General features: G+C 62.8%; 27 protein-coding genes and 1 riboswitch. Of the genes, 17 read left to right on the forward strand and 10 right to left on the reverse strand.

The annotated features are described in order from the left end of the window. Positions 1 to 146 precede the first annotated feature (146 nt). The 9 genes from G6N36_RS14620 (at position 147) to G6N36_RS14660 (ending at position 5,905) form a co-directional block, all read left to right on the forward strand. On the forward strand, positions 147 to 422 hold the full coding sequence (locus G6N36_RS14620) for a type VII secretion target (protein ID WP_163687114.1): 276 nt from the start codon (positions 147 to 149) through the stop codon (positions 420 to 422). Further along, positions 419 to 2,440, forward strand: a complete 2,022-nt coding sequence (locus tag G6N36_RS14625) for an RNase A-like domain-containing protein (protein ID WP_235690053.1) — start codon at positions 419 to 421, stop codon at positions 2,438 to 2,440. Before G6N36_RS14620 ends, G6N36_RS14625 begins: the two co-directional genes overlap by 4 nt. Continuing rightward, positions 2,437 to 2,760, forward strand: coding sequence for a contact-dependent growth inhibition system immunity protein (locus G6N36_RS14630; RefSeq protein ID WP_163687115.1), 324 nt, complete (start codon positions 2,437 to 2,439; stop codon positions 2,758 to 2,760). Before G6N36_RS14625 ends, G6N36_RS14630 begins: the two co-directional genes overlap by 4 nt. 344 nt (positions 2,761 to 3,104) lie before the next feature. Then, on the forward strand, positions 3,105 to 3,587 hold the full coding sequence (locus G6N36_RS14635) for an Imm61 family immunity protein (RefSeq protein ID WP_235690276.1): 483 nt from the start codon (positions 3,105 to 3,107) through the stop codon (positions 3,585 to 3,587). Between the two features lie 10 nt (positions 3,588 to 3,597). Then, positions 3,598 to 4,092: a hypothetical protein gene (locus G6N36_RS14640; protein WP_163687117.1), complete on the forward strand. Its 495-nt coding sequence runs from the start codon at positions 3,598 to 3,600 to the stop codon at positions 4,090 to 4,092. Between the two features lie 2 nt (positions 4,093 to 4,094). Further along, positions 4,095 to 4,517, forward strand: coding sequence for a hypothetical protein (locus G6N36_RS14645; RefSeq protein ID WP_163687118.1), 423 nt, complete (start codon positions 4,095 to 4,097; stop codon positions 4,515 to 4,517). Positions 4,518 to 4,834: 317 nt separating this feature from the next. Then, positions 4,835 to 5,326 carry a hypothetical protein gene (locus G6N36_RS14650; protein WP_163687119.1) on the forward strand — a complete coding sequence of 164 codons (492 nt, stop codon included), beginning with the start codon at positions 4,835 to 4,837 and terminating at the stop codon, positions 5,324 to 5,326. Then, on the forward strand, positions 5,323 to 5,649 hold the full coding sequence (locus G6N36_RS14655; protein WP_163687120.1) for a contact-dependent growth inhibition system immunity protein: 327 nt from the start codon (positions 5,323 to 5,325) through the stop codon (positions 5,647 to 5,649). The genes G6N36_RS14650 and G6N36_RS14655 overlap by 4 nt, the downstream gene beginning before the upstream one ends. Continuing rightward, on the forward strand, positions 5,642 to 5,905 hold the full coding sequence (locus G6N36_RS14660) for a hypothetical protein (protein WP_163687121.1): 264 nt from the start codon (positions 5,642 to 5,644) through the stop codon (positions 5,903 to 5,905). Before G6N36_RS14655 ends, G6N36_RS14660 begins: the two co-directional genes overlap by 8 nt. A 98-nt stretch (positions 5,906 to 6,003) precedes the next feature. Here G6N36_RS14660 and G6N36_RS14665 read toward each other — a convergent pair whose 3' ends face one another. The 3 genes from G6N36_RS14665 to G6N36_RS14675 form a co-directional block, all read right to left on the reverse strand. Then, positions 6,004 to 6,777: an amino acid ABC transporter ATP-binding protein gene (locus tag G6N36_RS14665; RefSeq protein WP_163687122.1), complete on the reverse strand. Its 774-nt coding sequence runs from the start codon at positions 6,775 to 6,777 to the stop codon at positions 6,004 to 6,006. Next, a complete protein-coding gene (locus G6N36_RS14670; RefSeq protein ID WP_163690692.1) occupies positions 6,774 to 8,186 on the reverse strand; it encodes an amino acid ABC transporter substrate-binding protein/permease in 1,413 nt (470 codons plus the stop codon). Before G6N36_RS14670 ends, G6N36_RS14665 begins: the two co-directional genes overlap by 4 nt. 254 nt (positions 8,187 to 8,440) lie before the next feature. Next, positions 8,441 to 8,782, reverse strand: a complete 342-nt coding sequence (locus G6N36_RS14675) for a contact-dependent growth inhibition system immunity protein (RefSeq protein ID WP_163687123.1) — start codon at positions 8,780 to 8,782, stop codon at positions 8,441 to 8,443. A 324-nt stretch (positions 8,783 to 9,106) separates the two neighbouring features. Between G6N36_RS14675 and G6N36_RS14680 the strand changes: the two genes are divergently transcribed. Then, positions 9,107 to 9,397 (forward strand): hypothetical protein, encoded by a 291-nt coding sequence (locus tag G6N36_RS14680; RefSeq protein ID WP_163687124.1) that lies wholly within the window; start codon positions 9,107 to 9,109, stop codon positions 9,395 to 9,397. A 178-nt stretch (positions 9,398 to 9,575) separates the two neighbouring features. Here the strand turns inward: G6N36_RS14680 and G6N36_RS14685 are convergent, their stop codons facing one another. Together G6N36_RS14685 and G6N36_RS14690 are read right to left on the reverse strand one after the other, a co-directional pair. Next, positions 9,576 to 9,899: a hypothetical protein gene (locus G6N36_RS14685; RefSeq protein ID WP_163687125.1), complete on the reverse strand. Its 324-nt coding sequence runs from the start codon at positions 9,897 to 9,899 to the stop codon at positions 9,576 to 9,578. A gap of 35 nt (positions 9,900 to 9,934) precedes the next feature. Beyond that, a riboswitch (SAM riboswitch) is annotated at positions 9,935 to 10,046 on the reverse strand. Between the two features lie 62 nt (positions 10,047 to 10,108). Then, positions 10,109 to 10,762 (reverse strand): NUDIX hydrolase, encoded by a 654-nt coding sequence (locus G6N36_RS14690; RefSeq protein ID WP_163687126.1) that lies wholly within the window; start codon positions 10,760 to 10,762, stop codon positions 10,109 to 10,111. 75 nt (positions 10,763 to 10,837) lie between these two features. Between G6N36_RS14690 and G6N36_RS14695 the strand changes: the two genes are divergently transcribed. The 3 genes from G6N36_RS14695 to G6N36_RS14705 are packed head-to-tail and all read left to right on the forward strand — an operon-like array spanning position 10,838 to position 13,265. Then, complete coding sequence (locus tag G6N36_RS14695; RefSeq protein ID WP_163687127.1) at positions 10,838 to 12,301, forward strand: ADP-ribosylglycohydrolase family protein; 1,464 nt, start codon at positions 10,838 to 10,840, stop codon at positions 12,299 to 12,301. Next, positions 12,301 to 13,038 carry an ankyrin repeat domain-containing protein gene (locus G6N36_RS14700; protein WP_163687128.1) on the forward strand — a complete coding sequence of 246 codons (738 nt, stop codon included), beginning with the start codon at positions 12,301 to 12,303 and terminating at the stop codon, positions 13,036 to 13,038. Before G6N36_RS14695 ends, G6N36_RS14700 begins: the two co-directional genes overlap by 1 nt. After that, positions 13,038 to 13,265 (forward strand): hypothetical protein, encoded by a 228-nt coding sequence (locus G6N36_RS14705; protein WP_163687129.1) that lies wholly within the window; start codon positions 13,038 to 13,040, stop codon positions 13,263 to 13,265. The genes G6N36_RS14700 and G6N36_RS14705 overlap by 1 nt, the downstream gene beginning before the upstream one ends. Before the next feature lie 43 nt (positions 13,266 to 13,308). Here the strand turns inward: G6N36_RS14705 and G6N36_RS14710 are convergent, their stop codons facing one another. Together G6N36_RS14710 and G6N36_RS14715 are read right to left on the reverse strand one after the other, a co-directional pair. Then, a complete protein-coding gene (locus G6N36_RS14710) occupies positions 13,309 to 14,184 on the reverse strand; it encodes a hypothetical protein (RefSeq protein WP_163687130.1) in 876 nt (291 codons plus the stop codon). Positions 14,185 to 14,214: 30 nt separating this feature from the next. Continuing rightward, positions 14,215 to 14,787 carry a hypothetical protein gene (locus G6N36_RS14715; protein ID WP_163683895.1) on the reverse strand — a complete coding sequence of 191 codons (573 nt, stop codon included), beginning with the start codon at positions 14,785 to 14,787 and terminating at the stop codon, positions 14,215 to 14,217. Positions 14,788 to 14,970: 183 nt separating this feature from the next. On the opposite strand from G6N36_RS14715, the gene G6N36_RS29810 reads away from it, so the two are divergent. Next, positions 14,971 to 15,231: a hypothetical protein gene (locus G6N36_RS29810; protein ID WP_235690055.1), complete on the forward strand. Its 261-nt coding sequence runs from the start codon at positions 14,971 to 14,973 to the stop codon at positions 15,229 to 15,231. A gap of 209 nt (positions 15,232 to 15,440) precedes the next feature. Further along, complete coding sequence (locus tag G6N36_RS14725; RefSeq protein WP_163687131.1) at positions 15,441 to 17,018, forward strand: SIR2 family NAD-dependent protein deacylase; 1,578 nt, start codon at positions 15,441 to 15,443, stop codon at positions 17,016 to 17,018. Positions 17,019 to 17,714: 696 nt separating this feature from the next. On the opposite strand, the gene G6N36_RS14730 is transcribed toward G6N36_RS14725, so the two are convergent. From G6N36_RS14730 to G6N36_RS14740, 3 genes are read right to left on the reverse strand one after another with little or no spacing between them, the layout of a single operon-like run. Beyond that, on the reverse strand, positions 17,715 to 18,062 hold the full coding sequence (locus G6N36_RS14730) for a hypothetical protein (RefSeq protein WP_163687132.1): 348 nt from the start codon (positions 18,060 to 18,062) through the stop codon (positions 17,715 to 17,717). Next, positions 18,059 to 20,494: an AAA family ATPase gene (locus tag G6N36_RS14735; protein WP_163687133.1), complete on the reverse strand. Its 2,436-nt coding sequence runs from the start codon at positions 20,492 to 20,494 to the stop codon at positions 18,059 to 18,061. Before G6N36_RS14735 ends, G6N36_RS14730 begins: the two co-directional genes overlap by 4 nt. Positions 20,495 to 20,498: 4 nt before the next feature. Then, on the reverse strand, positions 20,499 to 20,828 hold the full coding sequence (locus G6N36_RS14740) for a nucleoside triphosphate pyrophosphohydrolase (RefSeq protein ID WP_163687134.1): 330 nt from the start codon (positions 20,826 to 20,828) through the stop codon (positions 20,499 to 20,501). A gap of 71 nt (positions 20,829 to 20,899) precedes the next feature. Here G6N36_RS14740 and G6N36_RS14745 point away from each other — a divergent pair, with 71 nt between their 5' ends. Both G6N36_RS14745 and G6N36_RS14750 read left to right on the forward strand, forming a co-directional pair. Continuing rightward, positions 20,900 to 21,970 (forward strand): HNH endonuclease, encoded by a 1,071-nt coding sequence (locus tag G6N36_RS14745; RefSeq protein WP_163687135.1) that lies wholly within the window; start codon positions 20,900 to 20,902, stop codon positions 21,968 to 21,970. A gap of 370 nt (positions 21,971 to 22,340) precedes the next feature. Continuing rightward, entirely contained in the window at positions 22,341 to 24,533 is a 2,193-nt protein-coding gene (locus G6N36_RS14750) for a DUF1810 family protein (protein ID WP_163687136.1), read from the forward strand. Positions 24,534 to 24,568 lie beyond the last annotated feature (35 nt).

The following is a 24,568-nucleotide window of genomic DNA, read 5'->3' on the forward strand; positions in this document are numbered from 1 at the left end:
TACTGACAACTCAGGCCGTCGACGGCAGTCACCGCTCGGGAGACGCCGGACCCAGCCCGGCGCAGACCGCGGAAAACTTCTGCGCAGAGCTACAGCGCAGCTGAGTTAGTCTCGGCTGCGGCGTGTGAGGCCGATGGGAGGTTGACGTGGGGAACGAACTGGAAGTTGATTCGGGCGATCTTCGGGCGGCAGCTGCCGGCAGTGACGCCGCGGCCGGGACGTTGGCGGGCGCGGCCGTGGGCGGCCCGACTGGCGCACAGCCCAGCGCCGCGGGCGTTTCGGCCCTGGATGCCGCGATGAGTGCGACGCGTGCCCGCCAGTCCGCGCGGGTGTCGGGCCAAGCCGGCGACCTGACGGTGGCTGCTGCTCGCTATGACAACACCGACGGCGGTAGCGCGGAAGACATTTCGGCGACGGTGTGAGTCCTGTCGGCGCGGCACTCGGGGTGCCGTCACGTTCGGAGATCGAGGAATGGTCGACCCGCGACCTCGATGCGGCGGCGGGACGGTGGCGCGCGTCCGCGACCCAGTCCGACGAAGCTTTCGCCCAGCATCGCGCGAACATCGTCAACACCGCCTGGGCGGGCGATGCCAAAGACGCCGCGCTGAACCGGGTGACCACCGATGCCGTCGTGGTCGCCAGCCAGACCGCCGTGCAACGTGCGGGCGCTCAGATCGCCGAGGACGGGAGCCGCGACATTCAGGCGGCCAAGCGGGAAGCTCTGGGTGCTATCGCCGCGGCCGAGGCAGACGGGTTCGAGGTCGGCGAAGATCTGTCGGTTACCGATACCCGCGAGGTAGATGAGACCGAGATCGCTGCGCGGACGATGGCGGCGCGCGAGCACGCCGAGGACATCCGCTGGTTCGCCGAGCGACTTTCGCAAACGGATGAGTTCGTCGGTAAGCGTCTGCAGGACAAAGCTGTTGAGCTGGAGGGTATTCGGTTCGACGGTGAACGCGATGACCGGTCTGACAGCTCAGTCCAGCTGGTGGACAACAAGACCGGAACCGATACCGAGGCCAACCCAGAAGGCACGAAGGAGGAGCAATCCGGCGACCGCACCTGGCAAGACATGCTGCTGCCACCAGAAGAACCAGACGGCCCCGACGCCGAGAGATCGGAGGGCGGGCCGGACGCGGCCGCAGGTGAGGACGCCGAACCGGCCGACGACGGGCCGCCAAACCCTCTGGACGCGTTGGCCGGAGAGGGATCGAGCGCCGACCCTGACACACCCGCCAACGTGGATGAGGCACTGTTCGGGCCCGGCGCCGCCACGCCGCCGAGCGTGCTGGATCGGCTGGCCGCCCAAGCACGCGGGGAAAAGACTCCCACCGACGCGCCCTACATGCGGTCCCCGTTGGAAGGCCCGATCGCTGCGGCGGACCCGGCGATCGTGGATCAACAGCTGGCGCGGGTGGAGACCGCCCAGCAAGCGGTGGCCGCCGCCCAGGCCGATCTGGATGCCGCCGCCGCACAGACAGTCATACAGGGGCCCGGCGCTGGTCCCGGTCGCGACGTCACCGAGCCGTTGACACAGGCGCTGTTTGACGCTCGCGCTGACCTGACCACGCAGACCGAGATCCTCGAAAACCTCAATCAGGCCGCAGCCGAAACAGGAGGCCGGCGGGTCGATGTGCCTGCGCTTCCGCCCAACGCCGACGTGCAAGCGTTCCCCGCACCGCCCAGCGTGGCCGAGCAAGCCGCTGAAGGGCTCACAGAGTTCAGCCACGACATCAGCGAAAAGACATTCGGAATCGTGCCGGATGTCGCTGAGATCGCCGATGTGTACGCGAACTGGGGTGAGCACTCCGGAGCCGAGCAGCTCGGAGCCGTGCTCGACACTGCCGGCTCATTACCGCTACCCGGTGCCAAACCGATCGGCGAAGCGCTGCAACACGGGCTCGATGCGTTTACCGCGGGCCGCCACGCCGATGACGTTGTGGAGCCGGGCATTCCGCATGACGGCGTCGAATCCAGCCGCGGCCACAGCGGTGATGCGCCCAGCGTAGACACACCGACCGGCGGCCACAGCCATGTCGACGACGGGGCCACCGCGCAGTTCGGGGTTGAGGAAACCGCCGCACTCCTTACCCACAGCGAATCCAGCGGTGGGCACCTCATCGAACGCCACGTCGCCCAGACCCCGGCCGACCTCGCCGCACGCCTGGAGGCAACCAATGTTCAAACGGTCTCGACATTTGCAACAGCTGACGAAGCAGCCTCAGCAGTGAGCACTGCACTACAACACAATCAGGAACTCCTTAACGACTGGGTCGCAAATGGAGCATCACGCAAACTCGAACTCGACGCGCCCTTCACCGGCGGGACGGTACTGGAGCGGGGCGCAGCTGACGCGGCGACGGGAACCAGCGTTAGAGTGGTACTCAAAGGTGACGGAAACGGTGGATGGTACGTGCTGACAGGGTTCCCCAAGCCATGAACGACGGCTCGATCTCTGCTGACTTGTACCAATTCCTTGCCACAAACTTCCATCAGGACTGGGACCTCGAAGCTGATGACTGGCAAGGAATCGTCGACAACTATGTCAACGAGGACCCCGCAGTCGGGCCCCTGAGACAACTAGCCCAGGAAATCGATGACTTGCGCGACACCCGCCCAGAGCCGGAACTGAAACAGTTCTTGGTGTACACCGTCGGCGTTGACTACGGCCCTCAGCCGCTGATGTATAAGGAATGGTTGTCCCTGATCGCAGACCGGTTACGCAAGCAGGCCAGCGCGATCGAGGATGGCAGCGCGTAACAGCTCAGTTCATGGAAGCTCGATTCCCCGCCCTGCCCTGTTCGGGGACGCCGGTTTCTCGGCGCACGGCTAGACCGATCCGCGGAACTCGTTGATTGCGTGGATACTCACACTCAGCACCTAGCGTTTGGGACTACTTCGCGAACTACTCCCCTGACGCTCCGGCGTCGCATCAAGCTCGACGACGCTTTCGTGAACGGGGGTGCGACAGTTAAATCACAGGCGGCGCCGTGGTTTCACCAACCTGTTGGTGAAATGCAATACCGAATCATCGCACCAGACGGAGACGAGCCTTCGGTTGATGCACTGGTCGAGTGGGGCTTCTTGAGAAGGGGCAGTAAGTGATGGTGGATTTCTCCCGCTTGTCCGCAAATTGGTTTGAATGGACAAGTCGCGCCCGAATCGGCGGTGTCGCAGTCTCCGAGGATTGCGAAGACTGCCAGGTCGCCTTTACATCGGACAACGAATCGTTCCACCTGCGGCAAGAGAACGATTGGTGGGTCGTCGACAAGATCGATGACCGCAACCAGCGGCGGAATGACTTGGCTAGATTTTCTACATTTGACCTCGTCGAAAAGTACCTCATCTGGCGATGGTCGTCGATAACGCGTAGCGCTATTGGTGCGAAATCCCTTGGCGCACAGCTTCAAAGGTTGGGGATGGCGCCAGGGGTTGAATCTGCGGCGACAGATCGGGAAGGTGCCGTTGAGCTGAGGACGTCCGACGGTTCCGCCGTCGTACCCAGGTCAATTGAGAACATTTTCAGTCATCTGATGTCGAAGCCTATGAACGAGATCGAGCAGCTCGTCCACGAAGGCTTGCGCTAGCCGACGACCCATGACCTATGTGCCAGAAGCGCCAGGCGTGGCGACAGATCTCAACACCGCCTTCGTGAACGGGCAGCCGACAGCCGATCTCACGCGCCACCTGACTGACCTGTCGGCGCACCACTTCGGTGATGCAAACCGCCTGGTTCGCGGCAAGTGGGACGGGCAAGACGCTGGGTACATCGGTGAAGCGAGAAACAACGGAGGGATCTTCTTCTACACCGGAGATGACACCTGGAATGCGATGGAGCAGGGGCTGGATAGCCAGCAGGCAGCGGGTTTAACCTGGCGGCTCAACGAGAGTTTCCTTGCAACACAAATGGAAGATGGTTTAGCTCGCATCGACTGTGTTGTAGATTTCAAGAGATTCTCGTCACTTGAAGATGTACTCCGGTTGGATTCGGACTCGTTCTCTGCGAAAGAGATCCGGTACTTATTTGAAAACGCAGGCGCGCATGGGTACGAGCGGGTCGGAAACTCGTGGGTGCGGATAAAAGGAGGATGAGCGTGACTGAGACGTTTTCCGCTGAAGTTCAATCGGTCGTAGGACCTATGTTGTCCGAGTTGGGATTTGAGCTCGATGCGGTCGATGACAACGTCGACGAAGGCGGTCGGCGAGCTTCCGTCGTCTACTACCGCGCCGACGATTGCAAGATTCAAATCTATCAGTCGGCCCGGGAGGGCAACATCAACTGCATGATCGGGCCGGTCGACGCGCCAAACGAGATCGGCCTTCATGATCGCTCCGGCAGGTGGCAATACCTCCCCAGATTTTCCCCGCAGCCCGACGTACCGCTCGAAGAATTGGTGAAGTCAGTGACGTTCGCGGCGAGAAGCGATGCGGAGCAATTGGAACGAGTTAAGACGACCATCTCGGAGAATTTCGAGACAGCGCGTTCGGGGATTCTCGAGATGTTCAAACATCAATGACAGGCGCCCCCAACTCGCACCGCGCGAGCGCATAGACACAGACGAGACGAGGAAAGCCATGGTTGTCAATGTGGGTATAGGTGGTCGCGCGAGTAGACAGGCCATCAGGCCGCTTTACCGTTTACAACGACAGCGAGTGAATCGCTCCGCCGGTTGTGCGTCTACCCGCCACACTTATCTGGTCGCAATGTGGCCGGTCAGTTGAGCCAGTGCAAGATGACGAATGGCTTTCGCTCCGCATTAAGAACTGACGCAAGCCTGTTCAGTCGACGCAGGCCTCCCCGAGTGCTTCCAGTAGTAGACAGGAGTTCCGAACCGTGGATCCGATGGCCCGTGCCCGCGAACTCTTCTTCAAATACGACGGCTCCCGTTTCTATATGTCTCGCGACGACGTCGAATGGGAATTCCGGAGCTATGAAATACCCGAGCAGCTTCGGAAGCAATGGCTTGAGGAGCTCACCGCAACCAAGCTGGACAAGCTGGAGGCTGGCGACAACTGGTCGGTGGTCTATTTTCTGCTCCATCACCGCGATACTCGTCACCTCGAGCGCATCTTGCGGGCAACGCCCCGGGGATCATATGGGCAGCGATGCGCGTTCCTCGAAGATGTGCTCGAGTACGTGAAGATGTGCGCCCAGGCGCAGGTCGTCGGCGGTACCCAGATTCGGGAAGCCGCCCAATACGTACTCAACCAAGCCAGGGCCATCGACCCGGATGTCGAACAGAATGTTTCGCCCGAGCGCGTCGTCCACATCATCGCATCGGCAACCGAACTGCGTTCGCTGTCAGAAGGATTCCCCAAGCCATGAACGACGGCTCGATCTCTACCGCCTTGTACCACTTTCTAGCCGCGAACTTCCATCAGGACTGGGATCTCGAAGCTGATGACTGGCAAGGAATCGTCGACAACTATGCCAACCAGGATCCCACCGCTGGGCCCCTGCGGACGCTGGCCCAGGAGATCGACGACCTGCGCGGGGCCCGTGCGGAACCGGACTTGGAACATTATTTGGTGCGCACAGTCGGTGTTTACTACGGTCCCCAGCCGCTGACCTACAAAGAGTGGCTGGGTCAGGTCGCGGATCGCCTGCGCCAGCAGGCCGCCGCGTTCGAAGACGGCAGCAGTGACTGACGAAATGCCCGATTACGCTTCACAAGTGAAGCGGTGGACCGAGGTGACCAAGCTGGTCGCTGCAGGCTCATGGGAGGGTATCCGCTGCCCGCAGAACGGCGATGCCGACTTGGTGATCGACAAGCGTTTATGGGTCGCGGCGGGGGATGTTGCCGACAGGAGGCACGAGTACTGGATCCATTGCCCTGGATGCGGTGCTGAGATCATCTTCCACAGCAGGGACGACTACGAACCACAACTGCCCGAAAGCAACTGACTGCCATCTGAGCTAATCGCTGGGGCACCAGCGGAGAGTGAACACCCACGCGCTGCAATACATCCCCCGCAGTCTCGACGGTTCGCTCCAACCTCCGCCTACAAAACCTTCGACAGAAACTCCTGCAGCCGTGGATGTTTGGGGTTGTCGAAGAGTTCAGCCGGTGGGGCATCCTCGACGATGTTGCCGCCGTCCATGAACAGCACCCGTGAGGCGACTTCCCGCGCGAAACCCATCTCGTGGGTGACGACGACCATCGTCATACCACCGGCAGCGAGTTCACGCAGCACCTCGAGCACGTCACCCACCATCTCGGGATCCAGGGCGCTGGTGGCCTCGTCGAACAGCATGATCGACGGGTTCATCGCCAACGCTCTGGCGATCGCGACGCGCTGCTTCTGACCGCCCGACAACGTCGAGGGCTTCACGTGCGCCTTCTCCTTGAGCCCCACCTGCTCGAGAAGTTCGAGCGCCTTCTTCTCCGCTGCGGCCTTGTCCATCTTCTTCGTCAGCAGTGGCGCCATCGTCACGTTGTCGATCACCGTCATATGCGGGAAGAGGTTGAAGTGCTGGAACACCATGCCGATGCGCTGGCGGACCTTATCGAGGTCGACCTTCTTGTCGGTCAGGTCGTACTCGTCGACCGTGACCGTGCCCTCGGTGATGTCCTCCAGCTTATTCAGGCACCGCAGGAACGTCGACTTACCCGACCCCGACGGGCCGATGACGCAGACCACCTCGCCCTTCCTGATCGTCGTGTCGATGCCGTTGAGCACCTCCAGATCGCCGAAGGACTTCTTTAGTCCCTCGATGCGGACCTTCACGGCCCCTTCGGGTTCGGCGGTAGCGGCCTCCGGGACTAGCTGGTTCATTTGTTGATCCTTTTCTCGACGCGATCCGAGAGTTTGGTCAGCGCCATGATGACGATGAAGTAGACGATGCCGATGATCAGCCACATCTGGAACGACTGGAAGTTGCGGGCGATGATGATCCGCCCCGTCTGGGTCAGCTCGGCGATGCCGATGACCGACAGGATCGAGGTGTCCTTCAAGGTGATGACGAATTGGTTGATGTAGGACGGGATCATCGTGCGGACCGCCTGCGGCAGAATCACTTTGCGCATCGTCGGCAGATATCCGACACCCAGACTGCGGGAGGCCTCCATCTGACCCTTGTCGACGGACAGGATGCCGCCGCGCACGATCTCGGTCATGTACGCACCCGCGTTCAGCGAGAGCGTGATGATGCCCGCGGTGAAGGCTGACATCTCGAAGCCCAGCGCGGCGGGGATACCGAAGTAGATGAAGAACGCCTGCACGAGAAGCGGTGTGCCGCGGAAGATGTCGACGAATGTGGTGCCGATGGCACGCAGCCAGATCGAGCGGGATACCCGCATCAGTCCGAAGATCACGCCGAGCACCAACGCGCACGCGATGGAGATGATCGTCAGGATGACGGTCATCTTCAGGCCTTCCATCAACAGCGGGAAGGTGCTCTTGAGCAGGCCGAAGAACGAGTTGTCCGCAGCGACAGCGTCTTCGCCGAGGTAGGTGTCGAGTACTTCCTGGTAACGGCCGGACTCTTTGAGGTTCTTCAGGCCGGCGTTGAACTTGGCCAGGAGTTCGGCGTTTTGGCCCTTATTGACCGCGAACCCGTAGCTGGCGCCCTTCTCCTTGGGCGTCACGGTCTTCAGGCCGTTGCCCTGGGTGATGCCGTAGGCGAGGACGGGGTAGTCGTCGAAGACGGCGACGGAGTTGCCGGTCTTCACCTCGTCGTACATCGACGAGGAGTCGGCGAAGTAGACGGTCTCGAAGCCGTACTTGCCCTTGATCGACTCAGCGAACGTCGCGCCTTCGGTGCCGTTCTTCACGGCCACGCGCTGGCCGCGAAGGTCTTCGTAGTCCTTGATGTCGTTGTTGGTGTCCAGCACGGCCATTTGGACGCCGGACTCGAAGTACGGGTCGGAGAAGTCGAAGACCTTCTTGCGTTCGTCGGTGATCGACATGCCCGCGATGACGCCGTCGACCTGGTTGGCTTGCACCGCTTGCAGTGCGGCGTCGAAGCCCAACGGCTTGATGTCGACCTGGAAGCCCTGGTCCTTGGCGATGTCGCGCAGAAGGTCCATGTCGATGCCGACGAATTCGCCGTCCTCGTCTTGGAATTCGAACGGCGCGAAAGTGGTATCGGTGGCGATGACGTAAGAGTCGTCGTCTTGTGCGTGTGCGGGCGCAGGGCTGAGCAGCCCGATGCCCAGGAACGCTATGAGGATCGCGGCGAACATTGCCGCCAGTCGATGTGGGCCACTTCGGTCGGGCACGTACTCGGCTTGCATCGTTGCCTCCCAGCGTCAGCTGTTACGGAGAATTCACGCTAGTAGTCCTGCGCTGTTCGCGCGGCGATATCGGGTGGGATTTGTTTCCAGACGCAAGCGATTCCTCCGGCATCGGTGCCGGCGGGTTGGGCGGCAAAGTGAGGATTCTGGCTACTCGTCCGACGCTGGCGATACTCCAATCCGTCACAGCCGACGGGGTGTTCTCAAGCAGTAGGAGGGGTAGGACCACCCTCAATCGCAGCGGAGTGCTGGCGTAGCCGCGCGGCGACCTGCCCGAGCCACGCCTTATAGGTGAATTCAGGTAGTGGGTAGTAGTTGGCACCCATCGTGCGCGTCACAAGTCGTTCGGCGTCGGGTTCGGTGCACTCGCCAGCCAGGTCATCGATTTCCTGGGACAACGTGCGAAGCAAGTCCGCAGAGGGTTGTTCGTCCTGAACGTAACTGTCGACAACCCCTTGCCAGTCAGCGGCCTCCAGAACCCAGTCCTCGTGGAAGTATGCCCCGAAGAAATGGCGTATTGGATCTGATATCGAATGCGCGTTCATGGATTGACCATTCCTGTTAGTACGTACCATCCTCCGGATCCATCGGATTTGATCATCTTGACGCTTGACCCCGGTACCGGGGCGTCGGATCCCCGCGCTAAAACCGATCCGCCGTCAAACGGTGCAACCAACTCGAGCTTTCCGTTCGCTCCGTTGGCAATCTCGCGCTCCTGCCGCAGTAGCCAAAGCGGTGAATGCCAGGGGCGCCCTTGGCGCTATCGTTGATCTCATCGGAACTGACCTCTTCCGCAGGGAAGGCATCGTGGTTATCCGCGCCGAATTCGCGCCAGAGTTCATGCTTGGCGATGATTGGTGCTCCTTGCTATGGACGGCGCCGGCGTGGTCGTGTTCAGCGCGGCGATGGAGGATGCGGCGAAGCACAAGACATCGCAGCTGGAGAATGGCGGCATCACGCATGAATTCTCAATCCGAGACGGAGAGTCCGGAGTCGAGCTGAATGGCGATCGCGTGATCTGGCGACTGGACCTTGCCAAGGCAGAAGAAGTCATCACGTATCTGCACGCGCTGAAGAGCAACGACCGCCCTGGACACCAGTACGTCGATATCTCCAAGCCGACCGACACGCTGGTCCTTTCGAGGGAGGAGTATGTCTGACATCTACGTGTGTGCCGTAGTCGGTCCGCGTAGCGAATGATCAGGACGGCCCAGACCGCCTCGTCGAGATCCCAGCACTGAGCGTCCTAAAATCCGCCACAGCGAAATATTTCGCCTCCTTCCATTTACTGCTGTGGACGCGCGGCCCGGAAAGCCTGACTAGGACGCTCCCGACCGGTCACGTCCACCTCGACGGCTTGCACGGCTTCACTTGGTCGCGCGTTGCGAGATTGAACGATCCACTCCCGATCACGTACAACACGTGATACTTCGGCCTCCACTCAGCAATACCACCAACGTAGAAGGCCGAACGCAGGCGATGGGGATTGTGGTGCCAGAGCGTCAGTTCGAGGTCGTCGCCTTCGATGTCGATATAGCCATCATCATTGACCGCAACCACTTTCACGCGGATGACCGGTTGACCATCCTCAAGTGACTTCTTCCCGTGGATCCAATGCATCCCGTGGCCGGGCATATAGGACCCGCAAGTGCGATTGGACATTGGCAGCACTTCCGAACTTCGGGCCTCCGCTGACGGAGGCGCTCTTGCCGACACCGGTCGGTGTTGGCCGCTTCGTCATCCGAGCCACCCACGAGCGTGGGGTTGGCGTGCCGTCCAGTCGGAGCTTGGCGACGACATCTCATGAAGCAACGCCAGTTTACGTCGACGGTCGGACAGAGACTTAGCGACCCACGCGACGGCGGATGCGACTACCCGCTCCGTCGGAACAGCTCTGCTGGGCGCCCTCGCCCTCGGATCGTTGTGGAACCCGTCGCATCGAGATGCGGTTCCATCGTGCGCCGAAACGTGTCGCGCTGAAGGGCCTTTCCCGCGATGGCCTCGTGCACCAGCCGGAGATCGCGGAGCGTGAAATGGTCACCGAGGAGGCCGGCGGGGTCCGGCTTGTCGAGGTAGTCGGCGCGGACGTGATCGACCGCCCGCTCGATGATGCCTCTATGGCCCCACGGCAGGCGCCCGGGAGCATCGACCGGAACGAGCCTCGTCGCGTCGGCTAACCGCGACTCCAGTTGTTCGAGACGCACCACGTCGACATGTGCCACCGATAGCACCCATCCGCGTTCATCGCGATGCGGGTCGTCGAAGACATGCAACTGGCGCGGATGCAGTCCCCGCACGTTGGCCTTCAGCCGCAACGACCGGTCGACAGCGTCGGCCAGCGTTTCCCCTTCGTGCAAAAAGGTTCCCGGCAGAACCCACCCGGTGGACGTCGGCCTGCGTACTTCCAGCACAACCAACCTGTGATGGGCGTCCACCGTGAGCACGGCAGTGTCCACTGCGACGGACGGTCGCGGATAGTCGGCGAGGGTCCGCCCGCTGGAGTCTTTGTAGGGTCGCTGGCTCATGTCGGTGCCCTAGCGTACAGTGAAAGTTAATTAGCGCAAGCGCGCTCAAATTAGCTCGAGGGAGGGAATGCCGCAATGACTTCATACAACGATCGGGTGGAAGGTGTCTTGCTGGCGACCGCGGCCGGGGATGCGCTCGGTGCGCCGTACGAGTTCAAGCCGCCGCGCGGCCCAGAACTAGAGGTGGCGATGGTCGGCGGTGGTCCATGGGCGGCCGGTGAGTGGACAGATGATACGTCGATGGCCATCGCGATTGCGGAAGTGGCCGCGACCGGCGGCGACCTGCGTGGCGAAGACGCCCAGGATCTCATCGTGCAGAGGTGGCGCGAGTGGTCACTCACCGCCAAGGACGTGGGGATTCAAACCAGTTCCGTGTTGTCGGCAGCGGCGCGCGGCGGCGTCATCACTGCGGCGCGCGCCCGCGCCCTGTCGGCCGACCTTCATGAGCGCACCGGCCGCACGGCCGGCAACGGGTCGCTGATGCGCACGGCGCCGCTGGCCCTCGCCTACCTCGACGATGAGGGCGCGTTGGTCGAGGCTGCGCGCGCGATCAGCGAGCTCACGCACTTCGACCCCGACGCGGCGGATGCGTGCGTGTTGTGGTGCTGCGCGATCCGGCATGCCGTGCGTACGGGAAAGCTCGATGTGCGAATCGGACTGCGTCACATCGCATCCGACCGCCGCGATCTGTGGTCGACGCGACTGGGTGAGGCCGAGTCCGCTCCCCCGGCGTCGTTCCCGAACAACGGCTGGGTGGTGACTGCCCTGCAGGCGGCGGTGTCGGCGATCGCCACCACGCCGGTACCCGCCGACGATCCGAGAGCCGAAACCTTCCGCGCCGATCATCTTCGGCTGGCGTTGGACGCCGCCGTGCGGGCCGGCTACGACACCGATACGGTCGCGGCGATCGCGGGAGGACTACTCGGTGCCGTCTACGGGGCATCGGCGGTCCCGGGAGAATGGCGGCGACTGCTGCACGGGTGGCCCGGCATGACCGCGCACGACCTGGTGGGGCTCGCAACGGCGATCGAGCGCAACGGCAAACCGGACGATTTCGACTTTTCGTATCCGGGTTCGCCGATCGACACGTTCGCCCGTCACCCGTATGACGACCGAGTCCTGCTCGGCGGCATCGGCGTCCTTCGCGAACTGCCGGAGGAGGTCGGCGCGGTCGTGTCACTCTGCCGGTTGGCGGACGACGACATACGCGACGACATACCGCATGTGGAGGTGCGGCTGATCGATCGGCCCGAGCGCGACGAGAATCCGCATCTGGACTTCGTGCTGAGAGACACGGTTCGCCTGGTGGAGCAGTTGCGACGGGAGGGTCGCACGGTGTTGGTCCACTGCGTGGGGGCGTACAGCCGCACGCCGACGGTCGGGGCGCTGTACGGGGCACGCCTGCGCGGCATCGACGTCGACGAGGCAATGCGCGACATCAAGGCCGTGTTGCCGGACTCATATCCGAACCGGTCGTTCCGAGACGCGCTGCGACGCTTGCAGTCTCGCGGCCTCGAATCGCCAAGGAGGTGCTCGTAATGTCGAGAGATGACGCGTCGCCGAGCGACCAACCCTTCGCGTGGCGCGGCGCGCTCGATCCTGGGCTGGTGCACGATCACGTCGTTGCCGCGTCACACCGTTTTGCCGATGCCGCCAAGACAGGTGAGTGGTCAACCGTGCTGACAATGCTCAACGATCCGACGTTGCAGCTTGACATCAATTGGTGGCGGCCGGGAGGTACCGCGTGGTTCACGGTGCTGCACCAGGCGGCCTGGCACGGCGCACCGGCCAATGTGGTTGCCACGTTAATCCGTCGAGGCGCGCTGTTGACGCTGACGGAATCGAGGGGCCGAACCGCACACGACGTATTCATAGACCGGGCGCGCAAGATCCACTGGGGCAAGGGCGTCGGCGTTGCCGAAGAGTCGCGAACCCTGCTTGAACAGCAGCTGATGCCGCCGCCATCACCGCTCTCATCGGACGAAATCCGTTCGCTTGATAGTCATCTCACTGAAGTCATCGACGGACGCATCCGCTGCCTGTTCGACGGCCGCAATCCGCGAGACGTCCTGCGGTACCCACTTGTCGGAATACTGCACGAAGTGCCGAATCAACACGTGTGGTTTCCGGTGCCGGGGATGTATGGCGGCTTCGACATCCGCCAGCAGGAGAACTTCCTCGATGTGAAGAGTTGGTGCCGCGTGGTCGGCGGGTCCGGCCAACAGCATCTGATCACGAGCGCGGGCGCGATCCTCGTCGACGAGGGATTCGTGTGATGACGAAACGTGCATACCGTTGGCACCGACTGCGCGCGGGCGCGCACACGATGACGTCATGGATCGGCGATGCTCAATGCACGTATGTAGCGGTTCGTGACGAGACGGGTTGGGTGCTGACGCGACATGTTGCCGGCGCCAGCCGAACTGTCAGCTGGGACCCGACGCCGACACTGCGCGCGGCGAAGGGTTTGGCGGAACGTGATGTAGACCGTGGAGTGCTGTGAGCCCTCGAGTGAATGTGAAGGACAGGGTGTTCCACCGAAACGTTCACCATCGATATGCACACGCCGTGCAGGTCCACGTTTCGGGCTTCACGCAGCAGCCGCGCGCATCGCGCCATGGCGGAATGTGCATGGCGGGCATGCCGTAGAGCGCGCGCTGGGTGCGTCCCGCTCCGCAGTTCGGGCACTTCGGGTGCTGCGAGAAGCGGAAATCGAGCAGAGTGGCGTGCCCGTCTTCGTCCATGCGCGTGGCGCACCGCGGACACAGGACGCCAGGCCAATCGGACGGAAGCTCGGGAAGCAACCAACTCTTCGGATCGAACGGTCCGTCGACATAGCTGGCCTCGCCCCTCTTGTCCTGGATCAGCACCTCCGACGGATCGCGCAGAGGCGCGTCGACAGTACGGATATGCGCATGGTCGCGCGCGTCCCACCACGTCAGGTCGATGCCCGAGTCGCAGCCGGTGCAGCGGCCCTCGGAATGCAACAGGATGCGTGCGGCGACCGCGCTTGAGTGCCCTAATCGCATCGACTGATCGTTCCGCCACTCTGTCTCCCTCAGCGCGAGTTCGAGCCGAACCGCAGCGTCACCGCGACGCATCCATACATTTCGCGGATCTTGATCGTGGGGAAAGTCGACCACCGCCGTCAACGTGGCAAGGTCCAGGAGAGCGGGACCGGGATAGGGCCACTCGACCACGGCTCGATCAGACCGGCCATCGATGCCGATGCGTCCGAGCGTGGTCATGATCGAGGGCGGATCCGTGTTGAGGACGATCGCGACCGGGTCGCCTTCGTGCATCTCGCCGAAGCCGTACCGCCAGGGTCGATAGGGACAGCGAGACTCCATGAGGGCGATCGCCGCGTCTTTCCAATCGGTTCCCTCGACGATGTGCACGCGCTCGGTTTTTGTTTGCTTCACATATCCATTATGCCAATGGAGTATGACAATTCAGTCACGCGCGGATTTGCTATGGACTACCCCGAGGAGCGGCAGACGCACGCGACACCGTTCAGACCAGACGGTTTGTTGCCTGCTCGTCAGATACTCGTCGAACGGCCCGACTGAGCGCGTTCTCGTCACGCCGAGCGGTAATGCTGAGCCGCTGCACGTGGTCCCGGTAACCGGCGAACGAATAGACGCGGGCGGCCAAGAGAGTGAGCGCGCCTCCTTGCGGAGCTTCTTGTCCTCGGCGATCGTGCGCTTCATGTCCTCGTGGTCCCGGAGTCTGCTCTTCTGAAGCGATTCGGTGGCGCGACGGTCGTCGGCGATCTGTCGTGCACTTTCGCCGACGTCGGTCAGCTCGTCCCATAGGTCGATCATTGTGAGGTCTATCGCGGTAACCCCCAATTCGGATCCTGCTCGATTTCCGACGCGATCGACCTCGTAGTCCTTGAGATGGTCGGTGACGCGCTGGCCGGGAATGACGCGGTCGTTGGGCTGCAACTGATCGAGGAGCACCTGATAGACCCTGCGTTCGGCGGCGCTGGCAAGTCGCGGAGTCTCATTCCGCGTGATGGTCATCGGATGTGGCACTCACCCATGCCCCCGATTCAACAACAGCAGCGCGACAACGTGGGCAGTATCTGCGATCGCGTATGTGTCGGACGCCGCGTCTACAGTCGGCGGCGACGCGCGAATCTAGGGGGATCATGCGCGGCCGTGGGGCTATTTCAGACGTGCTCGCGGTGTGCGGGGGCGGTGGCGATGTCGAGCCGGGCTCGAGCCGATCAGTACGACTTCATCGCACAGCTCGACAACAGGGGCGTGTACTACGAGTCGATGATCGATATCGGCAACCAGCTCTGCGCGCATTGGTCTTCGTCCTGCCAGCTGCTGAGGCTGGAGTCGATCCGATTCTGCGGATCGATGATTGCGCTGGTGCTCGACAACCCACGCCCCTTCGTCGGGTCAGCAATGCACATGGTCGCCCATGCTCCGCGATTGGAATCATCATCGGGTCGGTGAACTTCGCTTGCGTCGGACAAGTCTCCCCGCCTTGTCGACGACGACACCTCGATGGCATTCGGTCGCAGATGTCTTCAACTTCACTGTTACGCAGCGTTGTTCGCGACGTCGGGTGTGAACACAATACGCAATCGGTTTGCCACATAGGCGGCAGATGGCACGAATGCATTCGGCGACGGTGTACGCGGACTGTCGCTACGCTCTAGCGCATGGACGGCCATCTCTTCATCATCAACGGTGACTTGACGAAGATCGCGTGCGACGCGGTACTGATCCCGACGGACGACTCGTTCAGAATTGAGCCCCATTGGGATGGTCTAATCCAGGATTATAGAGACGAAATTCCCGTCTCTTGGAACGGCCGAAATGTCATTTCACTCACTAAACGGCACCATAGGCCACGCGTGTGGCTGGGGAATGTTGGGCAGTTTGGTGATCAATCGGATTTCTCCGTTTTCGCTCCAGTCGTCGAAAAGTTCGTAGCACATGAGGCCGCCGAACCGCAGGATGATCCGATGCGGAAACGCATTTACAACTGGCCGCTGCGCCGCTTGGCAGTCAACATGGTCGGCTCAGGAAAAGGCGGTGGTAGGGGCACAAAGGGCCACCTGGCGTCGGGGCTCGTCGAGACCTTGAGCCGGTTGGCCAAGAGGCACGTGATCGACATCATCCTCGTCACGTACGGGAACACTCCCTATGCTGCCGCCCAATGGGCACGCCGCAACTACCTTGTCCGCGCCAACACGTCCGACACCTGGCCACTTCGCGATGACCTGATAACAAAGGCTGAGGAATTGGCCCAAGACGCCATCGAGCACCAGTTGGTGCTCTTCATCGGCGCCGGTGTGAGCGCTGGCGCCGGCGTCGATACTTGGAAGGGCTTGCTGGAAGGTATGGCCGAAAAGGCCAATTTCACCGACAAGGAGCGTGAACTCCTGGCGAAGAAGGACCTGCGGGACCAAGCGACGCTAATCGAGTCGGCATTGCGCGACTCAAGCGACAGTTTCAAGAAGCGCGTCGCCAACCGCATTGCCGAAAGAAAGCTCTACTCGCTTGTTCACGGCTTACTCGCATCCTTACCAAGTAAAGAAGCAGTGACTACCAACTTCGACAAGTTGTTCGAGGATGCCGCCGCAGTATCCGGCAGCGGTATAGCTGTCCTGCCCCGTGACCCTCGCAAGACAGACGGACGGTTGCTACTTAAACTCCACGGCAGCGTCGATGACCATCAAGGCATGATCCTGACCCGGTCCGACTATCTCAGGATGCCGCGCCAGTACGGCGCACTCATGGGTCTGGTCCAAGGTTTGCTCATGATGCGCAAGATGGTTTTTGTGGGCTATTCACTGAGTGACGAGGATTTTCACGAACTTCTTGATGAGGTGCGGGCGGCACGCGGCGACAGCGACGATGGCGTTGGGCGTGGAACCGTCCTCACGTTGCATGACGACCCGCTCGAACGGAAGCTCTGGCAACAGGACCTGGACACCGTGCCAATGGTGATAGGTGAAAATGCCAGTAGCGATCTCCCCTGGGCAGCAAGGCAACTCGAGTTATTCCTTGACCTTGTCGGTTACCTGGCTACCACGTCGGCGGCCTTCTTCCTCGATCGGTCCTATGCTGAGCTCACCAAGTGCGAGTCTGATTTGCTAAAACCGCTTAATGAACTGGTCCGAAGAACCGCGGACAGTGCGCCACGCACGGTCGGAAGCCAGGTGAAGGAATTCTTGACCAGGTTGGGTGCCAATTACGACTCGAAGCCAATCGACCAGTCAGCTGTCGACTGACCAGTTGCGCCGCAGGTTTCGACATCCCCGCCAGTTCCCGACCGCGTCTCCATGAACTTCTCGCAGAGCCTCTGCCTAACCAGCGCCTCCGGTGAGTCAGGCGGCCGCAGCCGCAGGCGGGCGCGTGGTGACGTGGTGACGCGGTCGATATTCTTATTCATACCGTCACAGCGCCGGCAATTGGCGATCTCGTTATCGAGAGCGAGCGTGAGCAACCGCCGAGAGACGCCGATCCGATGGCGCCACCTTCAAGCTAACCCGGTGAAGGGCGGACAAATGACAGCTTCGGTTGAATATTGAGAACTCTGCTCCGGTTCAAAAGTTAGCGCGTCTACGCTGGAATGCGGCGGCTGTCTACGCCTTCAGCCTCCACGTACCTCAAAGACTCCGTGCGCTCTCGTCGAGGGCCGCGCAGGTGGATCGAACTCGTCTTGCGATTCGAGAATGTTCCCGCTCTTGTCTTCGACCCACCAACGCACCAGTTTCTGGTTGTTTCTCTTGAGAGGGCCTCTGGCGAGCGGCAGAACGTGGTCGCGGGATTCTTGGACGGCTGCGCGAGGCGAGTTATCGACGTATGCGATCACCGTCGTATCCCGTATCTCCTTGTCCGTCTGAACGAAGCGCAGGGGACTCGAGCTTTCTCGACCCTCTCCTCCGTTTCCGTTCTGCTAAACAACTGTTTGATTCCGCCGAACATCACTGCTCCTCCAGGTACCGCGCCACGCCGACGAGATGTCGAATCTCAGCGACGGAAGGCTGTAGTTCGTAAGCATGGCGGTGCACCGCAAGACTCAATCCGTGCCACGCGCGCTTGGCCTGTTCGCCTAACGCGGTGCCTTTAAGCGCTCCCAGAGCAACAAGTTTCGATCTGGTCGTCGGATACGGGTATGTCTGCTTCACCCATGAGGCGTTCTGTTCGTCGAGCCAGTCCTCAAGCACCGAACGCGCGAGCAACGCAGCGATACGAGGCCCGCGCGCGCCTAGTCCATATTCACCGTCCAGCAGCCGATCAGCGTGGTCGAGTAGAGCGGCACGGGCGGTCATGAGGCCAGCCGTCCAAGATCATCCACAGCCAGGCGGGCCTGCTTGACGGCTTCGAGGTAGTCCTTCACCCCGGCATGAGCACCTTTGGTGGCCACCATCATCGTGGCGCGGCGGGCAGACCCGCCGTCCAACCATTTGTCGATCGCGGTGCTGTTGGTCGGATCGACGGCCAACCCGACGCGCTGCCGCGTCGTCGTAGCGCCGTTCCATATGTCTTCGAGTTCGGCACGAGAGCTGCCCGCGACGAACTGCCGCGACGAGAAGACGTCCCACGCGGTAACCTCCAACGCTTCTCGGCACAACAGCGGAACGGCCTTCTTCTTGATGTCGTCAGGAACGGCGTCGTCAGCCGCGATCGCAAACGCGTCCTCAAGCAGTCGGTCAGCGGGCCGCGTCGACTCCATCACGGTGACAACGGAATTCGCGCCGCGGACGAGCTCCACGATCCTGGCCGGTGATCGTGACAACCGAATAGCCGACGGCAGGCGGTCGTCATGGGTGAAAACGATGACTTGACGGTGCTCCGCTAGTCGGTTGAGCACCTGGAGAAAACCGTCGATCTTCGACGGGTCCATCGCCTGGATCGGATCGTCGAGTACGAGGAACCGGAACGGACTCGCCGGCGAGGTGGCGCGCGGGATGAAGATCGCCAGCGACAGCGCCTGCAACTCGCCCTGACTCATCACCCCGAACGCGTCAGTATCCGAGCCGTCAACGTCCGCCTTCAAAACGACACGGCGCGTAGTCTTTTGGCCTTCGAGCCGAATCTCGCCGAGGTCAACGTTGCTCTCTTGCCGCAGCGCCGCCCAAATACCCTTCGCCTGGTCGGCCAACGGGGCGATGCGTTCATTGCGCAGCACCCCGGCGTTTTTCTGCAACCATTTGAGCGCCTCATCGGCGACAGCGAGCCGAGGTTCGGCTTCGGCGACCTTCTCGGCCTTGCCGACCCACTCGGCAAGGTCCAACGCCACGGGTTGCCATGCGTCAGCGCGGGATTGGATCAAGGTGACGGCCTGTTGACGCAGGTTCGCATACGCCTGGCGCAGTGCCTCGAATGTGTCGGTCGCATGGTCGGCGAGAGCGGCGTCGCCGTCCGGCAGTTTGACGAATGCGTCGTAGGCGACGCGGGCGGCGTCGAGAGTCGTAAGGTCGGGGTCGGTCGTCGGCGGAGCCGGCACCTCTCGCACCGCGGCCATCACCGCGGATCGGGCTTGGTCGGTCGCGGCTCGCGCGGCGGTCAGATCCTGCGCCGCCTGCTGCTCCTGTTCCAGGGCGGCGCGAGCGGCGACGGCCCAGTTCGCGTCGAGCGTTCCATGACCGCAGACCGGGCACTTCTGGTCGCCGAAGTGCTCATGGAAGTCGAGCCCCATTTCGAGCAGCTGGGCGCGGTCAGCGGCGAGCGCGTCGGAGCGCTCCGTCTCCTGGCGCTGACTGTCGGCGGCGGATCGCAGCGCGCCACATTTGAGCGCGATGTCCTCGGACTCTGGAAGGGTGAGACGCTCAGCGCGCAACCAGGCCTGCGGGACAGCAGCAGTGGTGCCCTCGGTGATCAACGGTCGCACGATGTCGAGGTTCGGCTTGCTTTTGCGGATCTGCGCCAAAGCGGTTGCAGCGCGGGGATCTTCGTGCGACTCCAAGATGGGCTTCAGCGCGTCGCGTACCTTTCGCAGTTCGCCCGCGGGTTGACGCAATTGCTTGACCTCGGCGTCGAGACGTGCCACCGCCTCGGTGAGCTGTTCGAGGCCGAGCAGCTTGAAGAGCTGGTCGTAGAAGGCGCTGGGGCTGCCTTCGAGGATGCCGCTCAACTCGTCGTAGCTCATCAGCGGGCGATACATCTCGAGCGCGCTGTCCCAGCCGAGCACCGAGAAGTCCTCTTGCTTCTTGCCTTTGCGTTGCACCCACCGCTTGGCGTCGTCGACGTCGATGTCGTCGCCGGGCGGCCAGTCGACGCCGATGGCCGTGGTTCCGGCGCCTTCCTCGGCGAGGCCGACCCGGATTTCCGACTTGGCGCCGGCGTGGAGGTTGCGCCAGTCCTGGGACCAGATGCTGGGCTTGTTCCTCCAGCGCGAATTGGTGCCGGTGAGGGCGAGCTCCAGGCCCTCGGCGAGGGTCGACTTGCCGGAGCCGTTGCGCCCGGCGACGACGGTCAATCCTGGTCCGGGCTTCAACGGCAATGCGACTCTGGGGCCGATGCCACGGAAGCCCTCGACGGTGATCTCGGTGAGGTAGGCGCCGGTCGGCTCGGTGGGCTCGTCGACAGGCGCGGTCAGAAGGTCGACGAGTTCGCGGCGGGTGGTGCCACCGCCGAGGACTTCGGAGAGATCGTCGGAGGATTCCAGTGCGGCGAGAATGACGACGCGGGCTTGTTCGCTGAGCTCCGCATCTTCGTCGGCGCGGGCCAGGACGTAGTTCTTCAGCCGCTCGTCGTACACCCAGTCACCTCCCCGTGTGGAGCGGGTCGACGTCGTCCAGGCAGAGTCGCCGATCGAAGCCGCCCCGCTCGTTGCGCTTTGCTCGTGCGATGTCGCCGATGGTAGCGAGATCGGCACCGTGCTCGACGGCGATCGCGGTGAGGACTCCCAGGACGTCGGCCGCCTCCTCGACTAGCGACTCGGTCGTCGGCGCCGCGGCAAGCTCGGCTACCTCTTCACGCAGCTTGTCGATCAGCGCGCGACGATAGGTGTCAGGGCGCATGATCGTCACATGTGGGGTACGGCCGGACGCGCGGATGATGTCCGGGATCCGGTCCCGTACGAGTTTGCCCACGGCGGTGCTCCCCCCTCGCAATAATGATGTGGTGCTGTTGTACCCCCTGCCGGTGACATCGAGGGCGAAACGTGTCCGATGACGTGGTAGATCCGTTGCTGCTCGGGCAGCGGGTAGTCGCGATTCTCGAGACGGGTTTGCGGACGGCGACGTACAAGCTGGCGACGTTGATGGCGCTGGTCGAACACTGCATCGAGAACCTGCCGGAGCAGCCGCACGACACCCTGCGGGTGCCGCTGCCGGAGTTGGCGCATCGCGTGTTGTCGCTCTACTGGCAGCAGGTGCGACCGTTTGACGGACGCGAGTTACGGCAGTCGACGCAGCCGCGAGCACGGATCCTGATCGCCGTAAACGACTTGCACGCAGCGGCGGGCCGCTTCAGCGGGTCGGTTGATATCGCGGCGATGCGTGCTCCCGAGGCTCACGCCCGGGCGATCAGCGACATCGTGCTCTGCTTGGCACAGCAACCTCTGCATCGGCTTCAGAAACTGCCTGGCTCTCCGACGAGCGACCCGTTCCTCTACGACGATTCCTTCCTGCATGATCAGATCTCGCGCTCGACGCTGCGCGCTCACGGCGATGCGATCGAACTGAAGCCGGGTGTGGGATCCGGGCTGGCGCGGCTTGCGGGTCTGCTCAAGCCAGCGTTGGAGATCATGTGGGTCGAGGACGTACGCCGGATGAACAAGTTTCTCGACGCCGAGGTGCCGGATGTGGCCGGGCACCTGTTCGGGCGGGAGCGCGCGGCACTGGTAGCGGTGCGCGAACCGTTCAAGGATGCGTTCGGCCCGCATTGCTTCTACTGCGGCACCCACCTGCCGCCAAACAACCCAATTGATCACGTGCTGCCATGGTCACTGGTGGGAATCGACGGGCTGTCCAATCTCGTGCTCGCGTGCGCCCGGTGCAACGGCGACAAGAGTGGCGCGCTACCTGCGGTGGGACTCGTTGATCAAGTGCTGCGACGTGACCAGGCGATCTTGAATGAGATCGCTGCAAGCCTGCAATGGCCCACGCAGCATGAACGAGTTGTCGCCGCAGCGCGCGGTATCTATCGCGGCCAACCTAGCGGTGTACCGACGTGGTCGGGCTATAAGCAGACGGAGCGGCTTGACGTGAGCTTCCCGCCGACATGGTTCTAGGTCGTGATGGCTCGGCTCACTTCTCTGAGCCCTCGGCGCGCGGGCCTCGTCACCACGCCGTGCAAATGGGGTGGCGGGCCGAGCTCCGGCACCGTGTTCCGTTATTTGCGACGCGTTCGACGTTAACTGCCTCGGTGGTGGATCGATCCCGCTGGCCTGCATGCGCCCGGGGCGGCCCCGTCGAAGAGGAAAGCACGTGTTGATCAAGGTGCACATGTCGATGCGGTCATCAAGCACCTTCAGATCCAGCGACTCTTCGCGCAATAGACCGGGTACCTATGGCGTACACCGCAACTCAAGCAGCCGGTCGTTCGCAACACAGAATATAGAGTGTCGACAGGATTCACTCAGTCGGGCATCGTTGGAAGTGATGTCGGACGTCTATAACCTCGGCCGTTTCGTCGTCGCGCAAAACTATCCTGGAAGCGCCGACAATTATGAGGCGGCGGTACGGGAACTGCGCGCCGGCCGCAAGAAGTCGCATTGGATGTGGTTCGTGTTCCCTCAACTCGACGGGACGCTGGGCACCACGGTGGCATCGTTACCTCGAACGCTCAACGATGTCGTCCGTAGCCGCCTCGGCAGCCTCGACCCCGATGTGCACGAAGCGCTGCTCGCGGCGTCGTGCATGGCCACGCCCACGGTCGAGATGGTGGCGATGGCGACGATCGGCGACGGTGACCAGCTGGTCGACCTTCTCGAGATCGCCGAGGACAAAGGCATCATCTCCATCGACGGCAACCGGATCCATTTCACGCACCCGCTGCTGGCAAGGGGCGTCTACACCGAAGCGCGTCCCGCGGCGCGCCGAGCGATGCACCGTCGGCTCGCCGAGCTCGTCGACGAGACCGAGCTGCGCGCAAGGCATCTCGCGCTGGCCGCTACCAGAGGCGACGATGTGACGCTGCGCGCGCTCGACAAGGCTGCCGACTCGGCGCGGGCGCGCGGGGCACCCGAGGCCGCCGCCGAACTCACGGACCTGGCCATCGGCCTCGGCGGTGATGCCCCGGAACGCCGGCTCCGCTCGGCGCTGAACCACTTCGACGCCGGCGACCATGAGCGGGCGACGACGATGCTCCAGGAGACCGTAAGTCGGCTGCCGCCGGGAGATCTGCGGGCAGAGGCGTTGTGCCGCTTGGCCGTTGTACGCCTGTACACCGAGGGCTTTTTCGAGGCGACGACCGTGCTGCAACAGGCACTCGACGATGCGGATGACGACAGTCCGCTGCGCGTGCAGGTGCTGATCACGCTGGCCTACTCGCTCATGCACGCCAACCAGGTTCGCGAGGGCAAGGATGTCGCACGGCAGGCGGTCGAAGACGCCGAGCGACTCGGCCAGCCGCACCTGCTCAGCCTGGCGCTGGGCATGCGGGTCATGTTGGACTTCGTGGCCGGCGAAGGTTTCGACGACGCAAGCCTGCAACGCGCGCTCGAACTCGAGGACGAGGACGCCTTCACGCCGCTGGTGTTCCGGCCGAGAATGCAGCACGCACTATTGCTGGAGTGGACCGGCGAACTGGCGACGGCGCGGCAGAAACTCGAAGCGATCCGGCTGCGCTGCATGGAGAAGGGTGAGGAAGGCGAATACGTCTTCATCGCACAGCACGTCGTGATGAGCTCGGTATGGGCTGGCGACTTCATCAACGCCAACCTGGTGGCCGAAGACGCCATGGAACGCGCCCGTCAGCTCAGCGGCGGCACGCCACTGTTCTTGGCGCACAGCATGCGCGCACCCTTGGCCGTGTTCGCCGGCCAGGAGGCCGAAGCGCGTCGCACTATCGCAGCAGGACTCGAGATCGGCAGGCAGACAGGAACTTTCCGACTCGGAGAGCGGCTGCTTGCCACCCTCGCATTCCTCGAGGTATCGCTGGGCAACTACCCCGAAGCGCTCGCCGCGGTCGCTCCGCTGCTGTCGGGCTTCGATCCCGCGTCCACGCCGACCGAACTGCCCGGTGCCGCGTTCCTGCCCGATGCCATCGAGTCCCTGGTGCAGTTGGGCAGGCTCGCCGAAGCCGCGCCGCTCATCGAGGCACTGGAACGCAACGGCCGTACCTTCGACCGGGCCTGGATGTTGGCCGTCGGGGGGCGTGGCCGTGCGATGATGCTCGCGGCGACGGGTGACCTCGCCGGCGCTCACGTCGCAGCGCAGCAGGCGATGACCGAACACGAGCGGGTGGACATGCCGTTCGATCGGGCACGGACCCTGCTGCTGCTCGGCCAGCTCGAACGTCGAATGCGCAAGAAGGAGGCGGCGTCGAGAAGCCTGCAGCTGGCGCTCGAGGTATTCGAGCGCCACAACCTGCCGCTCTGGGCCAACCGCACGCGCGCCGAGCTGGCGCGGGCCAACGTCGGCCCGCAGGGATCCAACCTATTGACCCCGTCTGAGCAGCGCGTCGCCGAGCTCGCCGCGTCGGGCATGAAGAACCGTGATGTCGCCAATGCGCTGTTCATCAGTCCCAAGACCGTCGAGGCGAACCTGGCCCGGATCTACCGCAAGCTCGGCATCCGGTCGCGTGCGGAGCTGGGCCGCCACATAGGTGGGGTCCAGACGACTCGACGATAGGGAAACACCCTATTCCCCAGCGCCGTCCGACGAAT

It is taken from the genome of Mycolicibacterium gadium, assembly GCF_010728925.1.
Classification (GTDB): domain Bacteria; phylum Actinomycetota; class Actinomycetes; order Mycobacteriales; family Mycobacteriaceae; genus Mycobacterium; species Mycobacterium gadium.

What these genes read in the sequence shown, in the direction of transcription:
- G6N36_RS14665 (WP_163687122.1), bottom strand. Translation starts at nt 6,777, where the DNA reads ATGAACCAGCTAGTCCCGGAGGCCGCTACCGCCGAACCCGAAGGGGCC.
- G6N36_RS14630 (WP_163687115.1), top strand. Translation starts at nt 2,437, where the DNA reads ATGAACGACGGCTCGATCTCTGCTGACTTGTACCAATTCCTTGCCACA.
- G6N36_RS14730 (WP_163687132.1), bottom strand. Translation starts at nt 18,062, where the DNA reads ATGACCGCCCGTGCCGCTCTACTCGACCACGCTGATCGGCTGCTGGAC.
- G6N36_RS14640 (WP_163687117.1), top strand. Translation starts at nt 3,598, where the DNA reads ATGACCTATGTGCCAGAAGCGCCAGGCGTGGCGACAGATCTCAACACC.
- G6N36_RS29810 (WP_235690055.1), top strand. Translation starts at nt 14,971, where the DNA reads ATGTCGAGCCGGGCTCGAGCCGATCAGTACGACTTCATCGCACAGCTC.
- G6N36_RS14750 (WP_163687136.1), top strand. Translation starts at nt 22,341, where the DNA reads ATGTCGGACGTCTATAACCTCGGCCGTTTCGTCGTCGCGCAAAACTAT.
- G6N36_RS14635 (WP_235690276.1), top strand. Translation starts at nt 3,105, where the DNA reads ATGGTGGATTTCTCCCGCTTGTCCGCAAATTGGTTTGAATGGACAAGT.
- G6N36_RS14675 (WP_163687123.1), bottom strand. Translation starts at nt 8,782, where the DNA reads ATGAACGCGCATTCGATATCAGATCCAATACGCCATTTCTTCGGGGCA.
- G6N36_RS14680 (WP_163687124.1), top strand. Translation starts at nt 9,107, where the DNA reads ATGGACGGCGCCGGCGTGGTCGTGTTCAGCGCGGCGATGGAGGATGCG.
- G6N36_RS14705 (WP_163687129.1), top strand. Translation starts at nt 13,038, where the DNA reads ATGACGAAACGTGCATACCGTTGGCACCGACTGCGCGCGGGCGCGCAC.
- G6N36_RS14725 (WP_163687131.1), top strand. Translation starts at nt 15,441, where the DNA reads ATGGACGGCCATCTCTTCATCATCAACGGTGACTTGACGAAGATCGCG.
- G6N36_RS14655 (WP_163687120.1), top strand. Translation starts at nt 5,323, where the DNA reads ATGAACGACGGCTCGATCTCTACCGCCTTGTACCACTTTCTAGCCGCG.
- G6N36_RS14700 (WP_163687128.1), top strand. Translation starts at nt 12,301, where the DNA reads ATGTCGAGAGATGACGCGTCGCCGAGCGACCAACCCTTCGCGTGGCGC.
- G6N36_RS14690 (WP_163687126.1), bottom strand. Translation starts at nt 10,762, where the DNA reads ATGAGCCAGCGACCCTACAAAGACTCCAGCGGGCGGACCCTCGCCGAC.
- G6N36_RS14715 (WP_163683895.1), bottom strand. Translation starts at nt 14,787, where the DNA reads ATGACCATCACGCGGAATGAGACTCCGCGACTTGCCAGCGCCGCCGAA.
- G6N36_RS14695 (WP_163687127.1), top strand. Translation starts at nt 10,838, where the DNA reads ATGACTTCATACAACGATCGGGTGGAAGGTGTCTTGCTGGCGACCGCG.
- G6N36_RS14685 (WP_163687125.1), bottom strand. Translation starts at nt 9,899, where the DNA reads ATGTCCAATCGCACTTGCGGGTCCTATATGCCCGGCCACGGGATGCAT.
- G6N36_RS14670 (WP_163690692.1), bottom strand. Translation starts at nt 8,186, where the DNA reads ATGTTCGCCGCGATCCTCATAGCGTTCCTGGGCATCGGGCTGCTCAGC.